Below are 25,097 nucleotides of genomic sequence, written 5' to 3'. Positions count from 1 at the left end.
CACCTCCCGCATCGCGCGAACCGCCCCGGAAAGGGAGGGCGCCCCGTCCGCCTCCTCCGGCCGATCCCGCGTCCTGGTGCGGGTGACGCGCCCCGGTGCCCGCGGCGATGGGACACAATCTGCTTATGAGCTTTCCTCGCCAACAGGCCCGCACCCAACGCTTCACGACCGGTGTTCCGCGCGCGTTCGAGATCTCGCCGGACGGACGCCGCGTCGCCTTCCTCCGGGGACGCGACGGGGTGGACACGGCCACCTGCCTGTGGATCCACGAGACGGAGGGATCGGGGACCGCCACGGTGATCGCCGACCCCAGGACCCTGGGCGCCGACGACGAGGACCTTCCCCCCGAGGAGCGGGCCCGCCGCGAGAGGCTGCGCGAGAGCGGCGGCGGCATCGTGTCGTACACGGTGGACGAGGCGTTCACCCGCGCCGTGTTCACCCTGTCCGGACGGCTGTTCTACGTGGACCTCGTCGGTGACGACACCACGCCCCGCGAACTGCCCGCCACCACCCCCGTCGTGGATCCGAGGATCAGTCCGGCGGGCGACCGGGTCGCCTACGTCAGCGGCGGTGCCGTACGCGTCATCGACGTCTCCGGCGCCGAGCCCGGCCACGGCGACCGGGTGGTCGCCGAACCGGACGGCCCCCACGTCACGTGGGGCCTGGCCGAGCTGGTGGCCGCCGAGGAGATGGGCCGCTACCGGGGCTTCTGGTGGGCCCCGGACGGCTCCTCCCTCGCCGCCGCGCGCGTGGACGAGTCCGACGTGAACACCTGGTACGTGTCCGACCCCGGCCGCCCCGACCAGGAGCCGGCCTCCCTGCGCTACCCGCCCGCCGGCGGGACCAACGCGGACGTGCGCCTGGCCGTGTTCCCGGTCGGCCGGAACACGGGGGAGCGGCCCGGACCCGTCTGGGTGGAGTGGGACCGCGAGGCCCTGCCCTACCTGGCGACGGTCGGCTGGACCACCGGACCCGACGGCACGCCGACCCTGGTGTTCACCGCGCAGAGCCGCGACCAGCGCACGCTGGACCTGTTCAGCGCCGACCCGGCCACGGGCCTGGTCGCGCGGGTGCGCACCGAGACCGACGACGTGTGGGTCGAGCTGATGCCGGGCGTGCCCGCCCACACCGGTTCGGGCGAACTGGTGTGGATCGGCCGGGAGGCCGGCGGTGAGCGCCGGGTCCACGTGGGGGACCGCCCGGTCAGCCCCGCCGACGTGTACGTGCGCGGCGTGGTGGACGTGGACGGCGACCGGGTCCTGTACTCGGGCTCGCCCGCGGGAAGCCCCGGGGACGTGTCGCTGTGGCTGGTCGAGCTGGACACGGGCCTGTCCGCGCCGGTGGAGGTCCCCGGGCACGGGTGCACGAGGGCCGCGGACTCGGGCGCGCACAGCGGGGTGCGCTCGGGGCGACTGCGCGGCGACACCCTGGTGGTACAGCACCGGTCGATGGAGTTCACGGGTGTGCGCACGATGGTGCTGCGCGGCGCCGGCACCGAGACGCGCCGGTCCTGCACCGAGATCGAGAGCCTCGCCGAGGTCCCGGACCTGCCGGAGCCGCGCGTGGAGTTCTGGCGCGCCGGCGAGCGGCGGATCCCGTCCGCGCTGGTGCTGCCGTCCTGGTACCACGGGGACCAGCGCCCGCTTCCGGTGCTGGTGGCGCCCTACGGCGGTCCGCACGCTCAGCGGGTGCTGAACGCGCGCGGCGCGTACCTGACCGCCCAGTGGTACGCCGAGCAGGGGTTCGCGGTGCTCATCGCGGACGGCCGCGGCACCCCCGGCATCGGGGTGGAGTGGGAGCAGAGCATCCACCTCGACCTGGCGGGTCCGGTCCTGGAGGACCAGGTGGCGGCGCTGGAGGACGCGGCGGAGCGGTTCGACTGCCTGGACCTGTCCCGGGTGGGCATCCACGGCTGGTCGTTCGGCGGGTACCTGTCGGCGCTGGCGGTGCTGCGCCGCCCGGACGTGTTCCACGCGGCTGTGGCGGGCGCTCCGGTCATCGACTGGACGCTGTACGACACCCACTACACCGAGCGGTACCTGGGCACCCCCGCGGAGCGGCCCGGCGCCTACGAGCGCAGCTCGCTGCTGGCGGAGGCGGCCAAGCTGGAGCGGCCGCTGATGATGATCCACGGGCTTGCGGACGACAACGTGGCGTTCGCGCACACGCAGCGGATGTCGTCGGCGCTGATGGCGGCGGGCCGTCCGCACACGGTGCTGCCGCTGTCGGGGGTGACGCACTCGCCCTCGGACCCGACGGTCGCGGAGAACCTGGTGCTGCTCCAGGTGGAGTTCCTCAAGGAGGGCCTCCGGGTCGAGGTGTAGGACCCACCGGTGCCGTGCGCGCCCCCGCGCACGGCACCGGATCCGGGACACCGCCACGACCCGCCGGGAGGACGAGGGGGACCACGCGTAACCTGGCCGCATGCGTTCCTCCACGGCCTCACGCGCCCTCGCCTCCCTGCTGGCCGACCTGGCCTGCGTGCTCGCCTTCGTCGTGATCGGCAGGGCCGACCACGGGACCGGCACGGCGCTGGCACCGATCGTCTCGACCGCGTGGCCGTTCGCCGCCGGAACGGCCCTGGGCTGGGTGGTCACCCTCGCCTGGACCGCCCCCGCCCGGGTCTGGCCGACCGGTGTGTTCGTGTGGGCCGTGACCGTGGCCGGGGGGATGGTGCTGCGCCTGCTCACCGGTGAGGGCGCCCCGCTCGGCTTCGTCCTGGTCACCTCCCTGTTCCTGGCCGCGACCATGCTCGGCTGGCGCGCGGCGGCCCGCCTCCTGACCGCACGGACGCGGCGGCACCGGCCCTGACGGGAGGGGCCGGAGGCGGAGCGCCCGACGCGGGGAGCACGCCCTCCACGGCCGCCGCCACCGCCGGCGCGGTGTACGGGACCACCTCGTGAGGTCCCGCCCCGGGACGTTCGTAAGCTGGAACGGATGAACGAGCATCCCGCACCCTGGTCCGCCGCCCCGTCTCCCGCCCCGTCCGGCACGGGGGACGGGCCCGCCTCCCGTGCGCCGGCGGACGGCGAGGACGAGGCACGCGAGGTGGGCGTGGGCCCGTGGGTCGGCCCCTGGCCCGAGGGCGACCACTACGACCCCGGACTCCTGGCCGGGGGCGACCGCCGCAACGTCGTGGACCGCTACCGGTACTGGCGGCGCGAGGCGATCGTGGCCGACCTCGACACCGTGCGCCACCCCTTCCACGTCGCCGTGGAGAACTGGTCGCACGACTTCAACATCGGCTCGGTCGTGCGCACCGCCAACGCGTTCGGGTGCGCGGCCGTGCACATCGTGGGCCGCCGCCGCTGGAACAAGCGCGGCGCGATGGTGACCGACCGCTACCAGCACGTCCACCACCACCCCGGCACCGAGGCGCTGGTGGCGTGGGCGGACGAGCGCGGGCTGCCGCTGATCGGGATCGACAACCTGCCCGGCGCGGTACCGCTGGAGACCTATCCCCTGCCCCGGGACGCGGTCCTGGTGTTCGGCCAGGAGGGCCCCGGCCTGTCCGAGGAGGTACGGCGGGTGTGCCGGGCGGTGCTGTCGATCTCCCAGTTCGGCTCCACCCGGTCGATCAACGCGGGGGCCGCCGCGGCGATCGCCATGCACGCCTGGGTGCGCGCGCACGTGTTCGACCAGCCGGTCCCGGATGGCACCTCCGCCGCCTCCACCGCTCCGGAGCCCACCACCGCACCGTCGTGACAGTTCCGTGATCTACCATGGGCGAAAGGCCCCGACCCGGAGAGAACCAGGGATGAGTTCGATCGTCACAGCAGCAGCCCGCCCCGCCACGATCGACGACGTGGCCGGTATCGCACGCGTCCTGAGCAGAGCGGCGCAGGAGGACCCGTTCTTCCACTGGCTGTTCCCCGACGACGAGCTGCGGGTGGCCAGGACCCGCCGCTTCTTCGCCCTGACCGCGGGCTTTGGCTACGTCCCCTCCGGCGACACCCGGGTCACCGAGGCCCGGGACGAGACCGAGGACGCGCCGGTGGTGCGCGGCGCGGCGCTGTGGGCACCGCCCACCGCCAACCCCGAGGGCCAATTGGTGTCGCTGCGCACCTGGCCGCACTGGGCGACCCTGATCGGCCGCTCCCGGCTGGCCGCGTTCGTGCGCGTGTTCGCCGAGTGGAAGCTGGCCGCGCCCCAGGAACCCCACCTGTACCTGGCCGCGCTGGGCGTGGACCCCGCGGTCACCGGCACCGGGATCGGGGGCGGGCTGCTCTCCCGCGGGCTGGACCGTGCGGACTCCGAGCGGCTCCCGGTGTTCACCCACACGCTCAACGACAAGACCGTCGGCTTCTACGAGCGGTTCGGCTTCCAGGTGGTCCGCGAGGCGCAGAGCCCGGACGCGGGGACCACCTACTTCCTGCTGCGTGACCCGTCCTGAGTCCGCTCCTCCCCCTCCTCCCGGACGGCACCCCGCCCGCGGCGTCCGCGCGTTCCGCCATGGGCGGTGGTCCGGACCTCCCGTGACGGAGAAGGAGACACGGCGCGTGACCCGCCCGACCGCCTCCTGAGCCCGGTGTTCCCGGTGACCACCGAAATTCAGACACTTCGCGTATGGAGAATGTCACGGACAGCCACGTGACTAGGGTCCTGAGCCATGAACGGTAGCGAGCCGCCACGGCCAGGACGCTTCCGGGGAGCGCGGACCCTCCGGCCCGTGCGGGGCGCTCGCGCCGCCCTGGCGGGGGTTCTGGCCGCCCTCGCGCTGGCGGCCACCGCCTGCACCGCTCCGGCCCTGACCGCGGAGGCCTACCGCCACGACGCCCGGCAGAGCGCCGTGGACCTGCTGGCGGTCGTCCGCACGGGCGTGCTGGTCGCGGAACTGGCCGAGGACGAGAAGGCGTTCCAGCCCTACCTCGACGTCAGCGTCGGCAACGCGGAGGGGGCCGCCCGCTCCATCGCCGACACCTTCGGGGTCCTCCAACCGCCCACGCCGCGCTGCGACGGGCTGCGCGAGAGGATGACCGGCCTCACCAGCGCCGCCACCAGCGGCTTGTCCGACCTGCGCATCGCCATCCGGCGGGGCGACCGCGCCGGGCGGGAAAAGGCGGCCGAGTCCCTCCGGGAGACCGCCTCCGGCCTGACCGAGGTCCGGAAGGACCTCCGGTGAAGTGGGTCACGGCCTTCACCCTGGGCCTGCTCACCGCCATCGGCGGGTGCCTGGACATCGGCGACCTGGTCGCCAACTCCATCGTCGGCTCCCGCTTCGGGATGTCGCTGGCCTGGGTGCTCCCCGTGGGCATCATCGGGCTGATGCTGTTCACCGAGATGTCGGCGCGCGTCACCGCGGTCAGCGGCCGGGCCACCTTCGACCTGGTCCGTGAGCGCCTCGGCGCCCGGGCCGGACTCGCCAACCTGCTGGCGTCCTACTTCATCACCCTGCTGGTCCTGTCGGCACAGATGGGCGGTATCGCGCTCGCGTTCGAACTGGCCAGCGGCGTCCACTACCTGCTGTGGGTCCCGGTGGCCGGGGTCCTGGTCTGGATCGTCCTGTGGCGGATGCCGTTCGAGTGGATGGAGAAGTCCTACGGCCTGCTCGGCCTCGCCCTCGTCGTGTTCGGCGTGGCCCTGTGGCGTCTGAGCCCCGACTGGAGCGGGCTCCTCGCCAGCGCGACCACCCTCGCCCCGCCGCCCGACGAGGACTGGTCGGTCTGGTGGTACTACGCGATCGCGCTGTTCGGCTCGGCGATGACCCCCTACACAGTCCTGTTCTTCTCCTCCAGCGGTGTCGAGGAGGAGTGGACGGCCAAGGACCTGGGCACGGCCCGGGTCAACATCTTCTTCGGCTTCTCGCTGGGCCTCCTCCTCGCCCTGGCCATCATGGCCTGCGCGGCGGTGTTCCTCATGCCCGCCGAGGTCCAGGTGACGGACCTGGACCAGGTCGCGCTCCCGGTCGTGTCGGCGCTGGGAAGGCTAGGCCTGGTCGTGGTGATCGTGGGCTTCTTCGCGGCCACCTTCGGCGCCGCGCTGGAGTCGGGGCTGGCCGCGGGTTACAGCGTGGCCCAGTACCTCGGCTGGTCGTGGGGCGAGTCCGTCTCCCCGTCCCGGACCGCGTCCTTCCAGACCGTCCTCCTGCTGAGCCTCCTGGTGGGAGTCCTCTTCATGCTGACCGGGATCAACCCGATCAAGGTCACCGAGTACAGCCTCGTACTGTCGGCGGCGGCGCTGCCGCTCACCTACCTGCCGATCTTCGTGGTCGCCAACGACCGCGGCTACCTCGGCGACCGGGTCAACTCACGGTTCACTAACATCCTGGGGTCGGTCTACCTGGTGCTCCTGGTCGTGGTGTCGGTCGCCGCCCTCCCCTTGATGGTCTACACGAAAGCGGGGCAGTGAGATGTCGAGGGACCAGGCGCACGGGGACGTGTTCCGGATCGGCTTCACCGTGCTGGACCGCCAGATCGTGGACCGCGACGGCCAGTACGTGGGCAAGACCGACGACGTCGAGTTCTCCTGGGAAGAGGGAGGTCCGCCGACCATGACCGCGCTGCTCACCGACTCCGCCGCCCTGGGCCCGAGGCTCACGGGCCCCCTGGGAAGGCTGTGGCGAACGATGCTGAACAGGCTGCGGCCCTCAGAGCACGAACCCGTGCGGATCCCGGTGAACGACGTCGAGGCGTTCTCCCCCACCACCCGGCTGTCCACGCCCGTCCCTGAGGGGAGCCGTACCCTGGAGAACTGGCTGCGCCGGAACTTCATCGGCCGTATCCCGGGGGCACGGCGATGAGTACGTTCCAGGCCAGCGAACTGATCGGCCGCCACGTCGTGGACGGCTCCGGGCAGAGGACCGGAACGGTCCGGGACGTCGTCGTGCGGCGCGACGGGGACGCCTACACCGTCCTGGGCCTGGTCCTGGGCCGCTCCGCGCTCGCGGGCCGCTTCGGCTACGAGGGCACGCTGGATCCGCCGACCCCGTGGCGGCACGTCCTGGGCTGGATGCGCCGCCACGAGCGCTACGTGGAGTGGGAGGACATCGAGCGCCTGGACGGGGAGGCCGTCGTGATCGGCGTCGAGCACAGTTCCCTGCCCCGGCACTGGCGCGCCCGCGAGGACTGAGGAGCACCATCATCCAGATCTTTGTTGGTACCTACTACGGATATCAAGTTTAGGTACCATCCTGGTATGAACATGCATCTGCGCCTGCCCGACGACGTACATGCCCAGATCAAGGAGATCGCCGAGGAGGACGGCAACAGCGTCAACACCGAAGCCGTCATCGCCCTCAAGGACTTCATCGCGCGCCGTCAGACCGAGAAGGTGCGTCAGTACGCCCTGGAGATCGCCGAAGAGGACGCCGAACTGCTGGCGAGGCTGGCCGAGTGACGCGTTACCTCACGAAGGCCGACATCTCCGCGATCATCGACGCGACCCTTCCCCCGTATGTGACGATGAGGGACATCGGCCAGCTCCACGCGGCACTACTGCGCCCGCGGACCACCGCCTTCGGTGATGACGCCTATCCGGACCCGTGGCAGAAATCCGCCGCCCTCATGCAGTCGATCCTCATCGGCCATCCCCTGTCGGACGGGAACAAGAGACTGGCCTGGACCAGCGCCAAGGTGTTCCTTCGCCTCAACGGCCAGAAGGTGGGCAGTCCCGACCAGGACGCCGCCTACGACCTGGTCATCGCCGTCACCACCGGCGACCTGGTGGACGTCCCCGAGATCGCCGAGCGGCTCAGAAGACTCATGCCGACCGCGGAGTGACCGGCCCCGAAAGACGGCGAGGGGCCGCACTCCCGAGGGAGTACGGCCCCGTGCGACACGGGCCGTCGGACTAGCCGACACCCTTGCTGAGCGAGCCCAGCAGGTCGCGGTTGAGCTGCGAGATCGTGTCCAGCGGGATGCCCACCGGGCAGACCGCGGCGCACTCACCGATGTTGGTGCAGCCGCCGAAGTCCTCCTCGTCCTGCTGGTTGATCATCTTCACCACGCGCGAGGCCCGTTCGGGCTGCCCCTGCGGGAGCATGCCCAGGTGGGTGACCTTCGCGGCGGTGAACAGCATGCTGGAGGCGTTCGGGCAGGCCGCCACGCACGCGCCGCAGCCGATGCAGGTCGCGGCGTCGAACGCGCGGTCCGCGTCCGGCTTCGGGACCGGGTTGGCGTGGGCGTCCGGCGCGGTACCCGTCGGGGCGCTGATGTAGCCCCCCGCCTGGATGATGCGGTCGAACGCGCTGCGGTTCACAACCAGGTCCTTCACGACCGGGAACGCCTGGGCCCGCCACGGCTCCACCGTGATGGTGTCGCCGTCCTTGAAGCTGCGCATGTGCAGCTGGCAGGTCGTGGTGCGCTCGGGGCCGTGGGCCTCGCCGTCGATCACGACGCCGCAGGCACCGCAGATGCCCTCACGGCAGTCGTGGTCGAACGCGACCGGCTCCTCGTTCTCCAGCGTGAGCTTCTCATTGAGGACGTCGAGCATCTCCAGGAACGACATGTCCGGGGAGACGTCGGTGAGCTTGTAGGTGGCCAGCCGGCCCTCGTCGTCCGGCCCCTTCTGACGCCATACGCGCAGGGTGATGTTCACTTGTAGCTCCGCTGCTTCATCTCGACGTACTCGTACTCCAGGGCTTCCTTGTGGAGCACGGGCTTGCTGTCCTCGCCGCCGAACTCCCATGCCGCGACGTAGGCGAACTCGTCGTCGTGGCGCAGCGCCTCGCCGTCCTCGGTCTGGCTCTCGGAGCGGAAGTGGCCGCCGCAGGACTCGCGGCGGTGCAGGGCGTCGATGCACATGAGCTCGCCCAGCTCCAGGAAGTCGGCCACGCGGTTGGCCTTCTCCAGAGCCTGGTTGAGCTCCTCGTTGGTACCGAGCACCTTGACGTCGCGCCAGAACTCGGCGCGCAGTTCGCGGATGCGCTCGATGGCCTTGGTCAGGCCCTCCTCGTTGCGCTCCATGCCGCAGTACTCCCACATGATGTGGCCGAGCTCCTTGTGGAAGGAGTCGACGGTGCGGGAGCCCTGGATGGAGAGCAGCTTGTCGATGCGGGAGGTGACCTGCTCCTTGGCCGCCACGGCCTCCGGGTGCGACTCGTCGAGCGCCTCGAACGGGCCGTCGGCCAGGTAGTCGTTGATGGTGTTCGGCAGGACGAAGTAGCCGTCCGCCAGACCCTGCATCAGCGCGCTGGCACCCAGGCGGTTGGCGCCGTGGTCGGAGAAGTTGGCCTCACCGGTCACGAACAGGCCCGGGATGGAGCTCTGCAGGTCGTAGTCGACCCACAGCCCGCCCATGGTGTAGTGCACGGCCGGGTAGATGCGCATCGGAACCTCGTAGGGGTTCTCGCCGGTGATGCGCTGGTACATGTCGAACAGGTTGCCGTACTTGGCCTCGACGGCCTCCTGCCCCATGCGCCCGATGGCGTCGGCGAAGTCCAGGTACACGCCCAGGCCGCTGGTGCCGACGCCGCGGCCCTCGTCGCAGACGTTCTTGGCGGCGCGGGAGGCGATGTCGCGCGGCACCAGGTTGCCGAAGGCCGGGTAGATGCGCTCCAGGTAGTAGTCGCGCTCGTCCTCGGGGATCTGGCGCGGGTCGCGGGTGTCCCCGTGCTTCTTGGGGACCCAGATGCGGCCGTCGTTGCGCAGCGACTCGCTCATCAGGGTCAGCTTGGACTGGTAGTCGCCGCTGACCGGGATGCAGGTCGGGTGGATCTGCGTGTAGCACGGGTTGGCGAAGAGCGCGCCCTTGCGGTGCGCGCGCCAGGTCGCGGTGACGTTCGAGCCCATCGCGTTGGTCGACAGGAAGAACACGTTGCCGTAGCCGCCGGTGGCCAGCACCACGGCGTCGGCGAAGTGCGTCTCGATCTCACCGGTGACCATGTCGCGGACGATGACGCCGCGCGCCTTGCCGTCCACGACGATGACTTCCAGCATCTCGTGGCGGGTGTTCATCTGGACGGTGCCCGCGGCGACCTGGCGCTCCAGGGCCTGGTAGGCGCCGATGAGCAGCTGCTGGCCCGTCTGGCCGCGCGCGTAGAAGGTGCGGGAGACCTGCACGCCGCCGAAGGAGCGGTTGTCGAGCAGGCCGCCGTACTCGCGGGCGAAGGGCACGCCCTGGGCGACGCACTGGTCGATGATCTCGACACTGGTCTGGGCCAGGCGGTAGACGTTCGACTCGCGGGAGCGGAAGTCGCCGCCCTTGACGGTGTCGTAGAACAGCCGGTAGATGCTGTCGCCGTCGTTGCGGTAGTTCTTGGCGGCGTTGATGCCGCCCTGCGCCGCGATGGAGTGCGCGCGGCGCGGGCTGTCCTGGTAGCAGAACGAGGTGACGTTGTAGCCCGCCTCGCCCAGGGTCGCGGCCGCGGAGGCGCCGGCCAGGCCGGTGCCGACGATGATCACCGAGAGCTTGCGCCGGTTCGCGGGGTTGACCAGCTTGGCCGAGAAGCGGCGCTTGTCCCAGCGCTCGTTGATCGGGCCCTCGGGGGCCTTCTCGTCCCGGATCGGGTCGCCCTCGATGAAGAAGTCGTACTCAGACAATTAACTCACCAGTCCAAAGGTGACCGCCAGAGGCGGAAGCAGGAAGCCCACGGTCACGATCAGCGCGATACCCAGGGCGACGGCGTTGAGCGTGCCCTGCCGCCGCGACATGTTGGCACCGAGGGTCGCCAGGGCGCTCCAGATGCCGTGCCGCAGGTGCAGGCCCACAGCGATCACGGACAGGACGTAGAACAGGGTCACGTACCAGAACTCGGGCTGGAACCCGTTCACGAGCCGCTCGTAGGGGCTGTCGGACCGACCGCCGGGAGCGATGTGGTTCGTGGTCAGGTGCAGGATGTGGAAGACCACGAAGAGCGCGACGAGCACGCCGCCGTAGCGCATGGTGTAGGACGAGTAGCTGCGGGCCACCCGCTTGTTCACCTTGTAGCGCTGCGCCGCGGGGCGCGCCCTGCGGGCACGGGCCCACAGCGTCACCGCCGCGTAGATGTGGATCAGGACGCTCGCCAGCAGGACGAGTCGGAAGATCCAGAGGAATCCGCCCTCGGGCAGCATCGGGTAGCCCAGCTCGCGGAGGCTGTGGGCATAGCCGTCGAAGGCCTCCTGACCCGAGAAGATCTTGAGGTTGCCGTACATGTGCGCGATCAAATACAGCACGAGGATCGCCCCGGTGATCGCCATCGCTGCCTTGAGCGCCACCGTGGACCCGTAGGCCGTAGACCGCTTCTTGGTCAAGGTACTGTTCGCCACAGCCTGCCACTTTAAATTCGGGTTAAGTCTGACGTCCAAGTCATCACGACGCTGGCGTCGATAGCCATAGGCTATGAACCATGCAGTTCCAGCAGCTGTCCTACTTCGTCGCCGTCGCCCGCACACGCCATTTCACCCGCGCAGCAGAGCTTTCCCGCGTCGCCCAGCCGAGTTTGAGCAAACAGATCCGCAGCCTTGAGCGGGAGTTGGGTGCACCGTTATTCAGTCGTGCCAGGGGAAACATCACACTCACGCCGGCGGGCGAGGCGCTGCTTCCGCTGGCCCAGCGCATGCTCACGGACCTGGAGACGGCCCGCCGCGAGGTGGCGGAGCTGGCCGGGGTGCGCAGGGGCCGCGTGCGCCTCGGCGCGACCCCGTCGCTGTGCGCGGGCCTGCTGGCCGACGTGCTCTCCGACTTCCACACCGGCTACCCGGGGATCGAACTGCAGGTGGAGGAGAGCGGCTCGCGCGACCTGATCCGCGACCTGGGGCGGGGCGAGCTGGACCTGGCCCTGATCATCCTGCCGCTGCACAGCAGCGACCCGGACTTCTCCACCACGCCGATCCTGCGGGAGAACCTGGTGGTGGCGAGCCCGATGTCGGGGCCCTCTCCCAACGGGCGGGCGTCGATCCGCATCACCGAACTGGAGGGGCGCCCCCTGGTGATGTTCCGGCGCGGCTACGACGTGCGGGAGGCGACGCTGCGCGCGTGCCGGGCGGCGGGGTTCGAGCCGGAGCTGGCCGTGGAGGGCGGCGAGATGGACGCCGTGCTGCGGTTCGTCGAGGCGGGCCTGGGGCTGGCGGTGGTGCCGAGCATGGTGCTCAAGAACCGGCCGGGCCTGCGCGGGACGCCGCTGGCCAGGCCGCGCCTGCTGCGGACTGTGGCGCTGGCGCGGCGCAAGGACGTGGAGCCCTCGCACTCGGCCGAGGCGTTCCGCCGCCACCTCAACGGCTACCTGCTGGGGATGTCGCCGCAGGACCTGGGGCCGGACCTGGAGGTGCTGATCACCGGGGAGGCCGGATAGCCCCGCTCCCCGGCGCGGGGAGGCGGTCGGGGCGCGCCGCCGGCGACCGCCGGACCCTCTGGGGCGGATATATACCACATGCCACTTGCACCCCAGACAGACCAAGAGAGACATAAAGGACTTTCTCTCTTGTTAAGTGTCAAAATCCCCCAAGTAAGCGCTCAAAAGTGGCGTAATTCACACCTCCTTCTCCGTCGCACCCCCCGCTCCATGACGTGACCGTGATCACAACGGCCTAACGTTGCGTTGCAGACCGGTTCGCTACGGCTCCTCCCCGCAGCCGTAGGGCTCCAGACACGGCCACGGCTGACGGCAGGCGGGTACCGCGACCCGCCCGGCCGGGGCCTTCCAGGAGGTGGAAGAGCACGGTGACCTCGACCGACAGCACGCAGTCCGAAGGCGGCCGGGCGCGCATCCCCCAGCGGACACTGCGCACCGACCGCTGGTGGATCGGCCCGCTCCTCACCACGCTGGGCCTGGCCGCCTTCGTCGTCTACGCGACCCTGCGGGTGTTCCAGCAGGACCACTACTGGGTCCCGGAGCACCACTACCTGACCCCGTTCTACTCTCCCTGCGTCGCCCAGCAGTGCGTGCCCGAGGCGGCGCTGTTCGGGCGCCTGCCCGTGGAGTTCCCGCCGCTCTTCCCCTACGCCCTGGTCAGCCTGCCGATCCTGCTGCTGTTCCGGTTGACCTGCTACTACTACCGCAAGGCCTACTACCGCTCGATCTGGCTGGCGCCCCCCGCGTGCGCCGTGCGCGAGCCCCACCGGACCTACACCGGTGAGACCCGGCCGCTGATGCGGCTCCAGAACGGCCACCGCTACTTCTTCTACGCCGCCTTCGTCATCACCGGCATCAACACGTGGGACATGCTGGTCGCCTTCCTCCACGGGACCGGCGGCGGCTTCGGCGTCGGGCTCGGCAACCTCATCATGCTCCTCAACGTGCTCATGCTGTGGGCCTACACGCTCAGCTGCCACTCGTGCCGCCACGTCTTCGGCGGGCGGCTGCGCAGCTTCGGCACGCACCCGGTCCGCTACTGGATGTGGAGCCGCGTCTCCACGCTGAACAACCGGCACATGCTCTACGGCTGGCTCAGCATCGCGACCCTGATGCTCACGGACGCCTACATCGCCCTGATCGCCAGCGGCACCATCGAAGACCTCCGCATCATCAACTGAGCCAAGGGGAGAGGAAGGCACGACCACATGCCCCCCACAGCAGAGCCCGAGATCACCCGGTACACCTACGACGTCGTGGTGATCGGGGCGGGCGGAGCCGGGCTGCGCGCCGCGATCGCCGCCCGCGAGCAGGGCAAGCGCACGGCGGTCATCTCCAAGTCGCTGTTCGGCAAGGCCCACACGGTGATGGCCGAGGGCGGCGCGGCCGCCGCCCTGGGCAACGCCAACGCCGACGACGAGTGGCGCGTGCACTTTCGCGACACCGTCCGCGGCGGCAAGTTCCTCAACGATCCGCGCATGGCGGAGCTGCACGCCCGCGAGGCGCCCGAGCGCATCCTGGAGCTGGAGTACTGGGGCGCGCTGTTCGACCGCACCGGGGACGGACGGATCAGCCAGCGCAACTTCGGCGGCCACGAGTACCCGCGGCTGGCGCACGTGGGCGACCGCACCGGCCTGGAGATGATCCGCACCCTCCAGCAGCGGGTCGTCGCGCTCCAGCAGGCCGACGCCGCGGAGCTGGGCGACCCCGAGGCCCGCATCCGGGTGTTCGCCGAGACGGCGGTCACCCGGCTGATCACCGAGGACGAGGGCGAGGGCGGCGGGGGGAGGCCGGGCCGGATCGTCGGCGCGTTCGGCTACCGCCGGGTGGACGGCGGGTTCGTGCTCTTCGAGGCGCCCGCGGTCATCCTGGCCACCGGGGGCATCGGCAAGGCCTTCCGGACCACCTCCAACTCCTGGGAGTACACCGGCGACGGCCACGCGCTGGCGCTGCGGTCCGGGGCCTCCCTGATCAACATGGAGTTCGTCCAGTTCCACCCCACGGGGATGGTCTGGCCCCCGTCGGTGAAGGGCATCCTCGTCACCGAGTCGGTGCGCGGCGACGGCGGCGTGCTGCGCAACTCCGAGGGGAGGCGGTTCATGTTCGACTACGTGCCGGACGTGTTCCGCTCCCAGTACGCCGAGAGCGAGGAGGAGGCCGACGGCTGGTACTCCGATCCCGCGGGCCACCGCAGGCCGCCGGAGCTGCTGCCGCGCGACGAGGTCGCGCGGGCGATCAACACCGAGGTCAAGGAGGGGCGCGGCTCACCGCACGGCGGCGTCTTCCTGGACGTGTCCTCGCGCCTGCCCGCCGAGGAGATCCGCAGGCGCCTGCCGTCCATGCACCACCAGTTCAAGGAGCTGGCGGACGTGGACATCACCGCGGAGCCCATGGAGGTGGGCCCGACCTGCCACTACGTGATGGGCGGGGTGCGGGTGGACGCCGACACCGCCGCCTCCGACGTGCCGGGGCTGTTCGCCGCCGGGGAGGTGGCGGGCGGCATGCACGGCTCCAACCGGCTGGGTGGCAACTCGCTGTCGGACCTGCTGGTGTTCGGGCGCAGGGCCGGTATGGGCGCCGCCGCCTACCTGGACGGGCTCGGCGGCGGAGAGATCCCGAGGCGGACCGTGGACCGCGTCGCGGAGGAGGCCGCCTCCTACGCCCTGGAGTTCCTCAAGCAGGGCGACGGGGAGAACCCGTACACGCTGCACACCGAGCTGCAGGAGACGATGAACGACCTGGTCGGCATCATCCGGCGCGGCCCGGAGATGGAGCGGGCCCTGGAGCGCCTGGACGCGCTGGGAGAGCGCTCGCGCCTGCTCAGCGCGCCCGGCGACCGGGTGTACAACCCGGGATGGCACCTGGCGCTGGCCCTGCCCAACATGGTCCTGGTCTCGCGCGCGGTCGCCGCGGCCGCGCTGGAGCGGACCGAGTCGCGCGGCGGGCACACCCGGGACGACTTCCCCGACATGTCGGCGGAGTGGCGCAGGGTCAACCTGGAGGTGCGCGCGGACGCGTCCGGACGGGTGTCGCTGTCCCGGCGTCCGGTCGCCGACATCCCCGCCGGGCTGCTCGCCCTCTTCGGACGCGAGGAGCTGGCCAAGTACCTGACGGAGGAGGAGCTGCCCGAGGCCGGGGCGGCGGACGACGCGGCCGAGGAGGGCCAGTCATGAGCGAGCGTGTGTTCAGGGTGTGGCGCGGTTCCGGTGAGGGAGGACTCGCCGAGTACCGGGTGGAGGCCAACGAGGGCGAGGTGGTGCTCGACGTGCTGCACCGCCTCCAGGCCACGCAGACCCCCGACCTGGCGGTGCGGTGGAACTGCAAGGCGGGCAAGTGCGGTTCGTGCTCGGTGGAGATCAACGGCCACCCGCGGCTGTCGTGCATGACGCGGATGAGCGTGTTCGACGAGGACGAGGTGGTGACGGTGACGCCGATGCGCACCTTCCCGGTGGTCCGGGACCTGGTGTGCGACGTGTCGTACAACTACCAGAAGGCACGGGAGATCCCCTCCTTCACCCCCGACCCGAACAAGTCGCCGGGCGACTTCCGGATGCAGCAGGAGGACGTGGAGCGCCAGCAGGAGTTCCGCAAGTGCATCGAGTGCTTCCTGTGCAACAACACCTGCCACGTGATCCGCGACCACGAGGAGAACAAGGAGCACTTCTCGGGCCCGCGCTACCTCATGCGGGTGGCGGAGCTGGAGATGCACCCCGAGGACACCGCCGACCGCAGGCTCATCGCCCAGGACGAGTTCGGGCTGGGCTACTGCAACATCACCAAGTGCTGTTCGGACGTGTGCCCCGAGAACATCCACATCACCGACAACGCGCTGATCCCGCTGAAGGAGCGGGTGGCCGACCGCAAGTACGACCCGCTGGTGTGGCTCGGGTCGAAGATCGGCGTGCGTCCGAAGGACACCCCGCCGGTGCCCAACGTCGGGAGCCACTCCGACAGGACCTGAGGGGCGCCGCGGCGGCGCCGTGCGCGGCCGCCACCGCGGGCGGAGGGCCCCTCCCCCGCGGGGCGCCGCGGCGCGCCCGCTCCCCCGCCGGGATCCGGCGCGGTGGCGCGGGACCTCGGCGGTGCCGGGTCAGAAGCCGCGGGCGACCCAGTCGTCGATGTGCTCGGCGGCCTCGGCGACGGTGGTGGACTCGCCGTGGCCGGGGTGGACGACCGTGTCGCCCGGCAGGCCCGCGAGGTGGTCGCGGATCGAGGCGATGAGCGTCGGGAAGTCCGAGAGGGGCTGGCCGGTGGCGCCGGGTCCGTCCGCGCAGAGGGTGTCCCCGGTGAAGACCGCCCCGAGCTCGGGCGCGTACAGGCACACACCGCCGGGGGTGTGCCCCGGTGTGTGCAGGATGTTCAGCTCCACGCCGCCGACCACGAGCGCCTCACCGTGGAGCAGCGGCGCGTCGGGCTCCTGGTACGGATACACCCGGTGCCACAGCTCGGCGTCCTCGGGGTGCAGCAGGATCGGGCAGTCGGTGAGGTCGGCCAGGGCGACGGCCGCGTCGACGTGGTCGCTGTGCCCGTGGGTGGACACGATCGCCATCAGCTCGCGGTCGCCCAGGGCGCGGGCGATCGCCTCGTGGTCGTGCGCGGCGTCGACGACGATCGCGCTGTCCTCGTCCCCGACGATCCACACGTTGTTCTCGACACCGAACTCGCCTCCCTCCAGGCTGACGACACCCGAGGTACGCAGGCGCTGGACGGGGGAAGGAACGCTCACGGCTCACCACCTGGTCTCTCGCGGGCTGGTCCGACGCCTTCGAGCCTATCCCTCCGCGCCCGGACGCACACGTGCGGCGGGTACGGTTCAGCCCCCGGGCTCGAAGTTGCGGCGCAGCGCGTAGGGCTGGATGAGTCCGAGACCGTGCGCGTGGCGGGCACGCACCCTGACCACCTGCAGGCCCTCCTCGTCGGCGAGGCTCTCGGCGAGGTTGTCGTCGATCAGGACCGTGCCGGGGCGGGCGAAGGAGGTCAGGCGGCTGGAGCGGTTGACGGTCGTGCCGAACACGTCGCCGTGCAGGGTCAGGACCGGGCCGGAGGCCAGGCCCACCCGGACGTCGGGCACCTCCACGTGGGTCTTGACGCCCGAGGCCAGGCGCAGCGCGATGTCGGCGGCCTCGGCCGGGGAGTCGGCCACGTAGAGGACCTCGTCGCCCAGGGTCTTGACGACGCGGCCGCCCCCGGAGGCGACGATGTCGGCGGCGGTGGCCTCGAAGCCCTCGACCACCCCGGCCAGCTCGACCTCGTCCAGCTCACGGCTCAGCGTGGTGAAGGAGACCAGGTCGGCGAACCCCACGATCAGCGGGTAGTAGTTGGGCACGCTGTCCTGGCCGTTGGACATCACCGCGAGTGTGCGGGCCGCGGAGGCGGAGAGCTGGCGGCGCCAGATGTGCAGCAGGAGCCGCTCGACGTCCGGCAGCAGCTCCTTGACCCGGCCCATCAGCGGGCTGACGGAGTCCTCGCCCTCCCGGAAGATGAGCGTGCTCAGGATGCTGGTCTGCCAGTCGGCCAGGCGCGCCATGGTCTGGCCCATCGCGCGGGCGAAGCGGACCACGCCCTCCTCGTCCAGGACGCCCTCCTGGAGCAGGGAGTTGGCGATGCGCAGCGACTCGACGTCGCTCTCGGCGAAGGTGACCGTGTCGTCGCCCTGGTTGGGGAAGCCGAGGGCACGCCAGATGCGTCCGGCCAGCTCGGCGTCGGCTCCGGCGAGCTCGATCGCCTGCTCCCTGGTGTAGACCGCCTCACCGCCGAGCAGGGCGGACTCGATCGCTTTCGGGTCGGGACGCGACGACATACGTTCTCTTTCACGGGCCATCCCCGCCGGAACGGGGAACAGTCACTTCGTCACCGGCCGGTGGCGCGGCACTGGGTTCCCCTCCAGCTTACGCCCGCGTCCGCTCCCCCGCAGGGGCGGGCGCCGTCCAGGGGCCGGACGGCCCCCGCAGCGCGGGCGGCCGGTCGTCCCGTACGGGCAGGTCAAGCGCCGGGACGCACGTGCACGACGTCGCCCACGTTCAGGGCCCGTTCTCCTTCGGGACCCTCCACCAGAAGCCGGGCGTCGGAGTCGACACCGGTCGCGGTGCCCTCCAGGAACCGCTCCCCGGGAAGGTGCACCCGCACGCGGCGGCCGATGGTGGTGCACATGCCCCGGTAGAGGGCGGCCAGGCCGCTGGCCTCGGCGTCACCCCCCGCGGCGGTCCACACCGTGTACAGCTCCTCGAACCCGCCCAGGACGGCGGCGAGCAGAGCGCCCCGGTCCAGGTCGCCGAAGCCCTCGCCGCGCAGGGAGACGGCGGTGTCCACGGGCAGTTCGGCCCGGTCCTGGGAGACGTTGATCCCGATCCCCACGACCACGCCCGCCGCTTCCGAGGAGAAGTCGGCCTCGGCCAGGATTCCGGCGAGCTTGCCGTCGCCTGACCCGGGATCGGCGCGCAGGCCCTCGGGGACGATGACGTCGTTGGGCCACTTGAGCGCCGCCCCGGCCCCCGGTACCCGGCGCACCGCGTCGACGGCGGCCACGCCCATGAGCGCGGACAGCCAGCCCAGCCTCGCGGCGGGGACCCCGGGCCGGACCAGGAGGGAGAAGGTGAGGGCGGCGCGCGGCGGTGTGGAGAAGCCGCGGCCGAGGCGGCCGCGCCCGGCGGTCTGGTGCTCGGTGACCAGCACGCTCCCGTGCGGGGCGCCCCGCCGGGCCCGTCCGGCCAGCTCGGTGTTGGTGGAACCGGCCTCGGGGAGTACCTCGATCCGCTGCCACATGCCGCCCGGGTGGACGAGGGCGGCGTCGAGGGCCGCCGCGTCGAGCGGGGGCCGCGGGAAGGGGTCGGGTGCACTGGCCATGTCCCCATTACAGCAGGGCCGCGACCCGGTCCGGCAAACCCGTGTGCGGGAGGAGCCCGCCGGTTACGCTGAAAGCAGCACGTCGGTGACCGTGCGCTGTCACATTCAGCTACCGGAGGTGACGCGACGGATGACGATCGTGGAAGCGGCCCCGGAGGTATCGGAGGCATCAGTCGGTATGCCGTCCCACTGGGAAGTCGTGTTGCGCGCCTGGCGAGAGCTGGACCTGCCCGAGGGTTGGCGGGCCGAGATCATCGAAGGCGCGATCAGCATCATGACTCCCCCAAGGACGAGCGCAGCGAGATCATCGACCTGCTCCGGACGCGGCTCTTCCGTGAGAAGTTCCGTGAGGGCAGCGCGGTCAGCGAATGCACCATCCACCAGAACATCGACGTGCGGGTGCCGACACGCAACAGCCTGTACATCCCTGACCTCGTGGTTCTGCCAGGGCGTGTACTCGACCGCTCCCCCGAGCGCTCCGCGGCCGACGCCCTCCTCGTCGCCGAGGTGACGTCCAAGAGCACCGCTGAGAGGGACCGCAAGGCCAAGCTCCGGGGTTACGCGCACGCCGGGATCCCCCTGTACCTGCTGGTGGAACGCTGGGACCCGCAGACCGGTGGGGGGCGAGTTCACCCTCTACTCCGACCCGGAGAACGGCAGGTACACCAGCGCCACGCAGGTGCCCTTCGGCAAGGAGATCCACCTCCCCGAGCCGTTCGACCTCACCATCGACACCAGCGGTTTCCCCGGGTAACGGGCTCCGCCCGTGCGCGAGGGCGCCCCGCACCCCCTTCCGGGTGCGGGGCGCCCTCGCGCACGGGCCGGCCGGCGGTCAGCCGGTGTTCTGCAGGCCGGCGGCCACGCCGTTGACCGAGAGCAGCAGCAAACGCTCCAGGTGCTGCTGGTCCTGTGCGGACAGGGCGTCGGCCTCCGCGCCCCGCAGGGCCTCCAGGGCGCGCAGTTGCAGGTGGGACAGCGCGTCCACGTACGGGTTGCGCAGGTCGACCGCGCGGGAGAGCACCGCGCGGTTCTCCAGCAGGCGGCTGTGCCCGGTCACCTTCAGCACCAGCTCCCGGGTGCGGTCGTACTCGGCGAGCACCCGCTCGGTCAGCTCCGGCCGGCCGCCCAGGGCCAGATAGCGCTCGGCGATGGTGCGGTCGGTCTTGGCCAGGCTCATCTCGGCGTTGTCCAGCAGGGACGAGAACATGGGCCACTCGCGGTAGGCGGCCTGGAGCATGCCCAGGTCCTCCACCGCGGCCAGGCCCGTGCCGAGTCCGTACCAGCCGGGCAGGTTGACCCGGGTCTGGGTCCAGGCGAACACCCACGGGATCGCGCGCAGGTCACCCAGCCCCCGGGCCGCGCCGCGCCGTGCGGGGCGCGAGCCCAGACGCAGCTCGCCCAGCTCCTCCAGCGGGCTGACCCGGGAGAACCACACCGCGAAGTCCTCGGTGTTGATCAGCTCCAGGTAGGCCTCCTGGGCGGCTTCGGCGATGGTGTCGGCGTGGCCCCGGTACCTGCGCTCGGCGGAGCGCTCGCGCTCCTGGACGGCGTCGGTGGAGGCCATCAGCACCGCGTGGCCGACCTGCTCGATGTGGCGGCGGGCGATCGCGGACTGCCCGTAGCGGGCGAAGATGACCTCGCCCTGCTCGGTGACCTTGAACCGGCCGCCGACCGAGCCGGGCGCCTGGGCCAGCAGGGCGCGGCTGGCCGGTCCGCCGCCGCGGCCGAGCGAGCCGCCGCGGCCGTGGAACAGGGTCAGGCGCACGTCGTGCTCGCGCGCCCACGCGGCCAGGCGGGCCTGGGCGTCGTACAGGCGCAGGGTGGCACTGACCGGTCCGACGTCCTTGGCCGAGTCGCTGTAGCCGAGCATGACCTCCACGCGGCGCCCCGTCTCCTCCAGGCGCTTGTGCACCGGGGGCAGCTTCAGCATGCCGTCGAGCACGTGGGGCGAGGCGTCCAGGTCGGCGCCGGTCTCGAACAGGGGGATGACGTCGAGGACGGGCACGCGCTCGGACGGCAGCGCGTGGGAGGCCAGCTCGTACACGGCCGCGATGTCCTCGGCCGAGCGGGTGAAGCTGACGATGTAGCGGCGGCAGGCCTCCACGCCGAAGCGCTCCTGGATCCAGGCGATGACCCGGATGGTGGCGAGGACCTCCTCGGTGCGCTCGGAGAGGGCCCCGCCCCCGCGCAGCTCGGCGAGCGCCGCGGCGTGCACCTCGCTGTGCTGGCGGATCTCCAGTTCGGCGAGGTGGAAGCCGAAGCTCTCCGCCTGCCAGACCAGGTGCTGCAGTTCTCCGTAGGCCTGGCGGAGGGCGCCGGCGGCGACCAGGGACTCCTGCACGGTGCGCAGGTCGGCCAGGAAGGCGTCGGCGTCGGGGTAGGCCAGGTCGGCGTCGCGCTCGCGCGTGGCGCGCAGGCGCGCGGCGGCCAGCATCAGCATCTGGCGGTGCGGCTCGTTGGGCGAGCGCTTCTCGACCTCCGCCGTCAGTGCGGGGTGTCCGGCCTTGGCCACGGAGAGCGCGTCGAGCAGGGCGGGGCTGGCGGGGGTGAGGTTGGAGTAGGCGGTCAGGGTGCGGGCCACCCCGTCGCAGGCCCTCTCCAGGCCGCGCAGCACGTGCTCGGACTGGATGAGCATGGCCTCGCGGGTCACGTCGTGGGTGACGTAGGGGTTGCCGTCGCGGTCGCCGCCGATCCAGCTGCCGTAGCGGACGAAGGGCCTGGCGCGGGGCGGGCGCGCACCGGCGCCCTCGGGGTCGATGGCCGTGTCCAGGCTCCGGTAGACCTGCGGGATGACCGAGAAGATCGTCTCGTCGAAGGCGGACAGCGCGGTACGCACCTCGTCGAGCGGGTCGAGCTTGGTGTAGCGCAGCTGGGAGGTGCGCCAGAGCAGGTCGACCTCCTCCAGCAGGCGGCGGTGCGCCTCGACCGCGGCGGTGCTGCCCTCGTGGGAGGCGTGCCAGGCGTCCAGTTGGGCGCTGATGCGCAGGATGGAGGTGGAGACGGCGCGGCGGCGGGCCTCCGTGGGGTGCGCGGTGAGCACGGGGTGGAACTCCATGCCCGCGACCAGTTCGTCGAGGCGCTCCTCGCCGTCGGTCTCGCGGATGGCGCGCACGGCCGCCGCGAGGGACTCCCGGGGCGGGTTGGCGGCGTCGTCGCGCTCGCGCAGGGCCCGCATGCGCTGGTGCTCCTCGGCCAGGTTGGCCAGGTGGAAGTAGACGGTGAAGGCGCGGGCCACCTGCTTGGCCCGCTCCAGGGGCCACGCGGCGACGATCGCGGTGATCTCCTCCCCCGTGACGGATCCGTCGCGGGCGCCGATCACCGCGCGCCTGAGCTTCTCGACATCGGCGAGCAGCTCCTCGCCACCGCTTTCGGCGAGGACCGTTCCGAGCATCTCGCCGAGCAGTTTGACGTCATTCCTGAGTTGTTCGGGAACTTCCTGCCGGGCACTGTCACGTTCTGCGCTTACCGCTGTCATGGCCCCGACCCTACAGAGATCGCACCCGCCGCCAGGTGCGCGGGGGCACATTTTCGATGTTTTGCCCGGGCGTTAAGAATTGTTGCTGATGAGAAAAGGATGCACATTCCCTCACGCCGTTTTCCCGGTGCGCGCACCCTCGTTTCGCGTGCGGAACCGGTCCCGGGGGCGGACCCGGGGCCGACCGCGCCGAAGCACACCTACCGACCAGTAACCCAGGGCTCGGTTCCCGGACGCGGTCGGCGCGCGGTTAACCTGCCTAGTTATGGCCACCGAAGCCCCTGAACCACTGTCCGCGGACGAGATCGACATCCACACGACCGCGGGCAAGCTCGCCGACCTGCAACGACGCCGGTACGAGGCCGTACACGCAGGGTCGGCCAGAGCCGTTGAGAAACAGCACGTCAAAGGCAAGATGACCGCCCGGGAGCGGATCGACGCACTGCTCGACCCAGGCTCGTTCGTGGAGTTCGACGCCCTGGCCCGACACCGCTCCACCAGCTTCGGGCTGGAGAGCAACCGCCCCTACGGCGACGGCGTCGTCACCGGCCACGGGACGGTCGACGGGCGCCCCGTCGCCGTGTTCAGCCAGGACGTCACCGTCTTCGGCGGGTCGCTGGGCGAGGTCTACGGCGAGAAGATCGTCAAGGTCCTCGACCACGCCCTCACCAACGGGTGCCCCGTCGTGGGCATCAACGAGGGCGGCGGAGCGCGCATCCAGGAGGGCGTGGTCGCGCTGGGCCTGTACGCCGAGATCTTCAAGCGCAACACCCACGCCTCCGGTGTCATCCCGCAGATCTCCCTGATCATGGGCGCCGCCGCGGGTGGCCACGTCTACTCCCCCGCCCTCACCGACTTCATCGTGATGGTCGACGAGACCTCGCAGATGTTCATCACCGGCCCCGACGTCATCAAGACGGTCACCGGCGAGGACGTCTCCATGGAGGAGCTGGGCGGTGCCCGCACCCACAACACCAGGTCGGGCGTGGCGCACTACATGGGCGCCGACGAGCAGGACGCGATCGAGTACGTGAAGACGCTGCTCTCGCACCTGCCCGACAACAACCTGGAGGACCCGCCGGTCCTGCCCCCCGAGGACGCCCCCGGCGACGAGGCCACCGACGCCGACCTGGCCCTGGACGCCTTCATCCCGGACTCGGCCAACCAGCCCTACGACATGAGGACGGTCGTCGAGACCGTCCTGGACGACGGCGACTTCCTGGAGGTCCACTCCCAGTTCGCCACCAACATCGTGGTGGGCTACGGCCGCGTGGACGGCCGTTCCGTCGGCGTCGTGGCCAACCAGCCCATGAGCTTCGCGGGCTGCCTGGACATCGACGCCTCCGAGAAGGCCGCGCGCTTCGTGCGCACCTGCGACGCCTTCAACGTCCCGGTGCTGACCTTCGTGGACGTGCCCGGCTTCCTGCCCGGCACCGACCAGGAGTGGGACGGCATCATCCGGCGCGGCGCCAAGCTGCTGTACGCCTACGCCGAGGCCACGGTCCCCCTGATCACCGTGATCACCCGCAAGGCCTTCGGCGGCGCCTACGACGTCATGGGCTCCAAGCACCTGGGCGCCGACGTCAACCTGGCCTGGCCCACCGCGCAGATCGCGGTCATGGGTGCCCAAGGGGCTGTGAACATCCTGCACCGGCGCACCCTGGCCGCGGCCGACGACGTCGAGGCCGAGCGCGCCCGGCTCATCGGCGAGTACGAGGACACCCTCCTCAACCCCTACTCCGCCGCCGAGCGGGGGTACGTGGACGGGGTCATCATGCCCTCCGAGACCCGCGTCCAGATCGCCAAGGCGCTCAGGGCGCTGCGGAACAAGCGCAAGCAGCTGCCTCCCAAGAAGCACGGGAACATCCCGCTGTGAGCGCGCCGGAGAACCCACCGCACCTGGCCGTGGTGCGCGGCGAGCCGACCGCCGAGGAGGTCGCGGTCCTCACCGCGGTGCTCAGTGCGCGCGCGGCCGCCGCCCGCCGGGCCGCCGAGGAGCCGGAGCCGGAGCGCCCGTCCGGGTGGCGGGACCGCTCACGGGAGCTGCGCGCCCCCCTGCGGCCCGGGCCCGGTACCTGGCGGATGAGCACGCGATGACCCCGCCCTCCCGTCCCCGGACTCCCCACGGCGCGGCCGGCGCGCTGTCCGTCCCACGCCACAGCAGAAGGATTGACCACCGTGCGTAAAGTACTGATCGCCAATCGCGGTGAGATCGCCGTGCGTATCGCCCGTGCCTGCCGCGACGCGGGGCTGGCCAGCGTCGCGGTCTACGCCGAGCCCGACCTGGACGCCCTGCACGTCAAGATCGCCGACCAGGCCCACACCCTGGGCGGGTCCACCCCCGCCGACTCCTACCTGGACATCGACAAGCTCCTGGACGTGGCCCACCGCACGGGCGCCGACGCCGTCCACCCGGGGTACGGGTTCCTGGCCGAGAACGCCGACTTCGCCCAGGCCGTGATCGATGCCGGGCTGACCTGGATCGGCCCCCCGCCCGCGGCGATCACCGCCCTGGGCGACAAGGTCCAGGCCCGGCACATCGCGCAGAGGGTCGGCGCCCCGCTGGTG

25 protein-coding genes and 1 pseudogene are annotated in these 25,097 nt (G+C 71.3%); 19 read left to right on the top strand and 7 right to left on the bottom strand.

Features of this window, described 5'->3' with window-relative positions:
- The first annotated feature begins 125 nt into the window (after positions 1 to 125).
- From A6A08_RS19320 to A6A08_RS19275, 10 genes are all read left to right on the top strand, one after another.
- Positions 126 to 2,324 carry a S9 family peptidase gene (locus tag A6A08_RS19320; protein WP_073704037.1) on the top strand — a complete coding sequence of 733 codons (2,199 nt, stop codon included), beginning with the start codon at positions 126 to 128 and terminating at the stop codon, positions 2,322 to 2,324.
- A 100-nt stretch (positions 2,325 to 2,424) separates the two neighbouring features.
- On the top strand, positions 2,425 to 2,811 hold the full coding sequence (locus A6A08_RS19315; RefSeq protein ID WP_073704036.1) for a DUF3054 domain-containing protein: 387 nt from the start codon (positions 2,425 to 2,427) through the stop codon (positions 2,809 to 2,811).
- A 126-nt stretch (positions 2,812 to 2,937) separates the two neighbouring features.
- A complete protein-coding gene (locus tag A6A08_RS19310; protein WP_073704035.1) occupies positions 2,938 to 3,705 on the top strand; it encodes a TrmH family RNA methyltransferase in 768 nt (255 codons plus the stop codon).
- A 52-nt stretch (positions 3,706 to 3,757) separates the two neighbouring features.
- Entirely contained in the window at positions 3,758 to 4,393 is a 636-nt protein-coding gene (locus A6A08_RS19305) for a GNAT family N-acetyltransferase (protein WP_073704034.1), read from the top strand.
- Positions 4,394 to 4,669: 276 nt separating this feature from the next.
- Positions 4,670 to 5,122, top strand: a complete 453-nt coding sequence (locus A6A08_RS19300) for a hypothetical protein (RefSeq protein WP_242422733.1) — start codon at positions 4,670 to 4,672, stop codon at positions 5,120 to 5,122.
- The gene (locus tag A6A08_RS19295) at positions 5,119 to 6,348 is read left to right on the top strand and encodes an NRAMP family divalent metal transporter (RefSeq protein WP_073704032.1); all 1,230 of its coding nucleotides are present in this window, start codon (positions 5,119 to 5,121) and stop codon (positions 6,346 to 6,348) included. The genes A6A08_RS19300 and A6A08_RS19295 overlap by 4 nt, the downstream gene beginning before the upstream one ends.
- 1 nt (position 6,349) lies before the next feature.
- Positions 6,350 to 6,739: a hypothetical protein gene (locus A6A08_RS19290; protein ID WP_073704031.1), complete on the top strand. Its 390-nt coding sequence runs from the start codon at positions 6,350 to 6,352 to the stop codon at positions 6,737 to 6,739.
- On the top strand, positions 6,736 to 7,068 hold the full coding sequence (locus A6A08_RS19285) for a PRC-barrel domain-containing protein (protein ID WP_073704030.1): 333 nt from the start codon (positions 6,736 to 6,738) through the stop codon (positions 7,066 to 7,068). The genes A6A08_RS19290 and A6A08_RS19285 overlap by 4 nt, the downstream gene beginning before the upstream one ends.
- A gap of 66 nt (positions 7,069 to 7,134) precedes the next feature.
- On the top strand, positions 7,135 to 7,335 hold the full coding sequence (locus A6A08_RS19280) for an Arc family DNA-binding protein (RefSeq protein WP_073704029.1): 201 nt from the start codon (positions 7,135 to 7,137) through the stop codon (positions 7,333 to 7,335).
- On the top strand, positions 7,332 to 7,718 hold the full coding sequence (locus A6A08_RS19275; RefSeq protein WP_073704028.1) for a type II toxin-antitoxin system death-on-curing family toxin: 387 nt from the start codon (positions 7,332 to 7,334) through the stop codon (positions 7,716 to 7,718). Before A6A08_RS19280 ends, A6A08_RS19275 begins: the two co-directional genes overlap by 4 nt.
- A 70-nt stretch (positions 7,719 to 7,788) precedes the next feature.
- Here A6A08_RS19275 and A6A08_RS19270 read toward each other — a convergent pair whose 3' ends face one another.
- Genes A6A08_RS19270 through A6A08_RS19260 form a run of 3 tightly spaced genes read right to left on the bottom strand, consistent with a single transcriptional unit; the run spans position 7,789 to position 11,135 of the window.
- Entirely contained in the window at positions 7,789 to 8,535 is a 747-nt protein-coding gene (locus A6A08_RS19270) for a succinate dehydrogenase/fumarate reductase iron-sulfur subunit (RefSeq protein ID WP_073704027.1), read from the bottom strand.
- Positions 8,532 to 10,478, bottom strand: coding sequence for a fumarate reductase/succinate dehydrogenase flavoprotein subunit (locus A6A08_RS19265; protein ID WP_073704026.1), 1,947 nt, complete (start codon positions 10,476 to 10,478; stop codon positions 8,532 to 8,534). Before A6A08_RS19265 ends, A6A08_RS19270 begins: the two co-directional genes overlap by 4 nt.
- Positions 10,479 to 11,135 (bottom strand): succinate dehydrogenase cytochrome b subunit, encoded by a 657-nt coding sequence (locus A6A08_RS19260; protein ID WP_073704025.1) that lies wholly within the window; start codon positions 11,133 to 11,135, stop codon positions 10,479 to 10,481.
- 131 nt (positions 11,136 to 11,266) lie between these two features.
- Here A6A08_RS19260 and A6A08_RS19255 point away from each other — a divergent pair, with 131 nt between their 5' ends.
- The 4 genes from A6A08_RS19255 to A6A08_RS19240 all read left to right on the top strand — a co-directional run bounded on the left by A6A08_RS19255 (position 11,267) and on the right by A6A08_RS19240 (position 16,172).
- Positions 11,267 to 12,211, top strand: a complete 945-nt coding sequence (locus tag A6A08_RS19255) for a LysR family transcriptional regulator (RefSeq protein ID WP_073704024.1) — start codon at positions 11,267 to 11,269, stop codon at positions 12,209 to 12,211.
- 368 nt (positions 12,212 to 12,579) lie between these two features.
- Positions 12,580 to 13,392 carry a hypothetical protein gene (locus A6A08_RS19250; protein ID WP_073704023.1) on the top strand — a complete coding sequence of 271 codons (813 nt, stop codon included), beginning with the start codon at positions 12,580 to 12,582 and terminating at the stop codon, positions 13,390 to 13,392.
- Between the two features lie 27 nt (positions 13,393 to 13,419).
- The gene (locus tag A6A08_RS19245) at positions 13,420 to 15,384 is read left to right on the top strand and encodes a fumarate reductase/succinate dehydrogenase flavoprotein subunit (protein WP_073704022.1); all 1,965 of its coding nucleotides are present in this window, start codon (positions 13,420 to 13,422) and stop codon (positions 15,382 to 15,384) included.
- The gene (locus tag A6A08_RS19240; RefSeq protein ID WP_073704021.1) at positions 15,381 to 16,172 is read left to right on the top strand and encodes a succinate dehydrogenase/fumarate reductase iron-sulfur subunit; all 792 of its coding nucleotides are present in this window, start codon (positions 15,381 to 15,383) and stop codon (positions 16,170 to 16,172) included. The genes A6A08_RS19245 and A6A08_RS19240 overlap by 4 nt, the downstream gene beginning before the upstream one ends.
- A 129-nt stretch (positions 16,173 to 16,301) precedes the next feature.
- Here the strand turns inward: A6A08_RS19240 and A6A08_RS19235 are convergent, their stop codons facing one another.
- From A6A08_RS19235 to A6A08_RS19225, 3 genes are all read right to left on the bottom strand, one after another.
- Positions 16,302 to 16,937 (bottom strand): MBL fold metallo-hydrolase, encoded by a 636-nt coding sequence (locus A6A08_RS19235; protein WP_073704020.1) that lies wholly within the window; start codon positions 16,935 to 16,937, stop codon positions 16,302 to 16,304.
- Between the two features lie 87 nt (positions 16,938 to 17,024).
- A complete protein-coding gene (locus A6A08_RS19230) occupies positions 17,025 to 18,011 on the bottom strand; it encodes an adenylate/guanylate cyclase domain-containing protein (RefSeq protein ID WP_073704019.1) in 987 nt (328 codons plus the stop codon).
- A gap of 182 nt (positions 18,012 to 18,193) precedes the next feature.
- The gene (locus A6A08_RS19225) at positions 18,194 to 19,054 is read right to left on the bottom strand and encodes a biotin--[acetyl-CoA-carboxylase] ligase (protein ID WP_073704018.1); all 861 of its coding nucleotides are present in this window, start codon (positions 19,052 to 19,054) and stop codon (positions 18,194 to 18,196) included.
- Between the two features lie 393 nt (positions 19,055 to 19,447).
- Here A6A08_RS19225 and A6A08_RS29260 point away from each other — a divergent pair.
- Together A6A08_RS29260 and A6A08_RS28910 are read left to right on the top strand one after the other, a co-directional pair.
- Positions 19,448 to 19,606: pseudogene (locus A6A08_RS29260) on the top strand (Uma2 family endonuclease); the annotation flags it as partial.
- A 64-nt stretch (positions 19,607 to 19,670) separates the two neighbouring features.
- Positions 19,671 to 19,808 carry a hypothetical protein gene (locus tag A6A08_RS28910; RefSeq protein ID WP_242422784.1) on the top strand — a complete coding sequence of 46 codons (138 nt, stop codon included), beginning with the start codon at positions 19,671 to 19,673 and terminating at the stop codon, positions 19,806 to 19,808.
- A 78-nt stretch (positions 19,809 to 19,886) separates the two neighbouring features.
- Here the strand turns inward: A6A08_RS28910 and A6A08_RS19215 are convergent, their stop codons facing one another.
- Positions 19,887 to 22,445, bottom strand: a complete 2,559-nt coding sequence (locus A6A08_RS19215) for a phosphoenolpyruvate carboxylase (RefSeq protein WP_073704017.1) — start codon at positions 22,443 to 22,445, stop codon at positions 19,887 to 19,889.
- A gap of 349 nt (positions 22,446 to 22,794) precedes the next feature.
- Between A6A08_RS19215 and A6A08_RS19210 the strand changes: the two genes are divergently transcribed.
- The 3 genes from A6A08_RS19210 to A6A08_RS19200 form a co-directional block, all read left to right on the top strand.
- A complete protein-coding gene (locus tag A6A08_RS19210; RefSeq protein ID WP_073704016.1) occupies positions 22,795 to 24,405 on the top strand; it encodes an acyl-CoA carboxylase subunit beta in 1,611 nt (536 codons plus the stop codon).
- On the top strand, positions 24,402 to 24,626 hold the full coding sequence (locus tag A6A08_RS19205; RefSeq protein ID WP_073704015.1) for an acyl-CoA carboxylase subunit epsilon: 225 nt from the start codon (positions 24,402 to 24,404) through the stop codon (positions 24,624 to 24,626). The genes A6A08_RS19210 and A6A08_RS19205 overlap by 4 nt, the downstream gene beginning before the upstream one ends.
- An 81-nt stretch (positions 24,627 to 24,707) precedes the next feature.
- The coding region (locus tag A6A08_RS19200) for a biotin carboxylase N-terminal domain-containing protein (protein ID WP_274534004.1) at positions 24,708 to 25,097 on the top strand (390 nt) is incomplete at its 3' end.

This window comes from Nocardiopsis sp. TSRI0078 (assembly GCF_001905145.1).
Taxonomy (GTDB): domain Bacteria; phylum Actinomycetota; class Actinomycetes; order Streptosporangiales; family Streptosporangiaceae; genus Nocardiopsis.
Note: the sequence above shows the minus strand (reverse complement) of the source record. Positions and strands in the feature narration are given on the sequence as shown.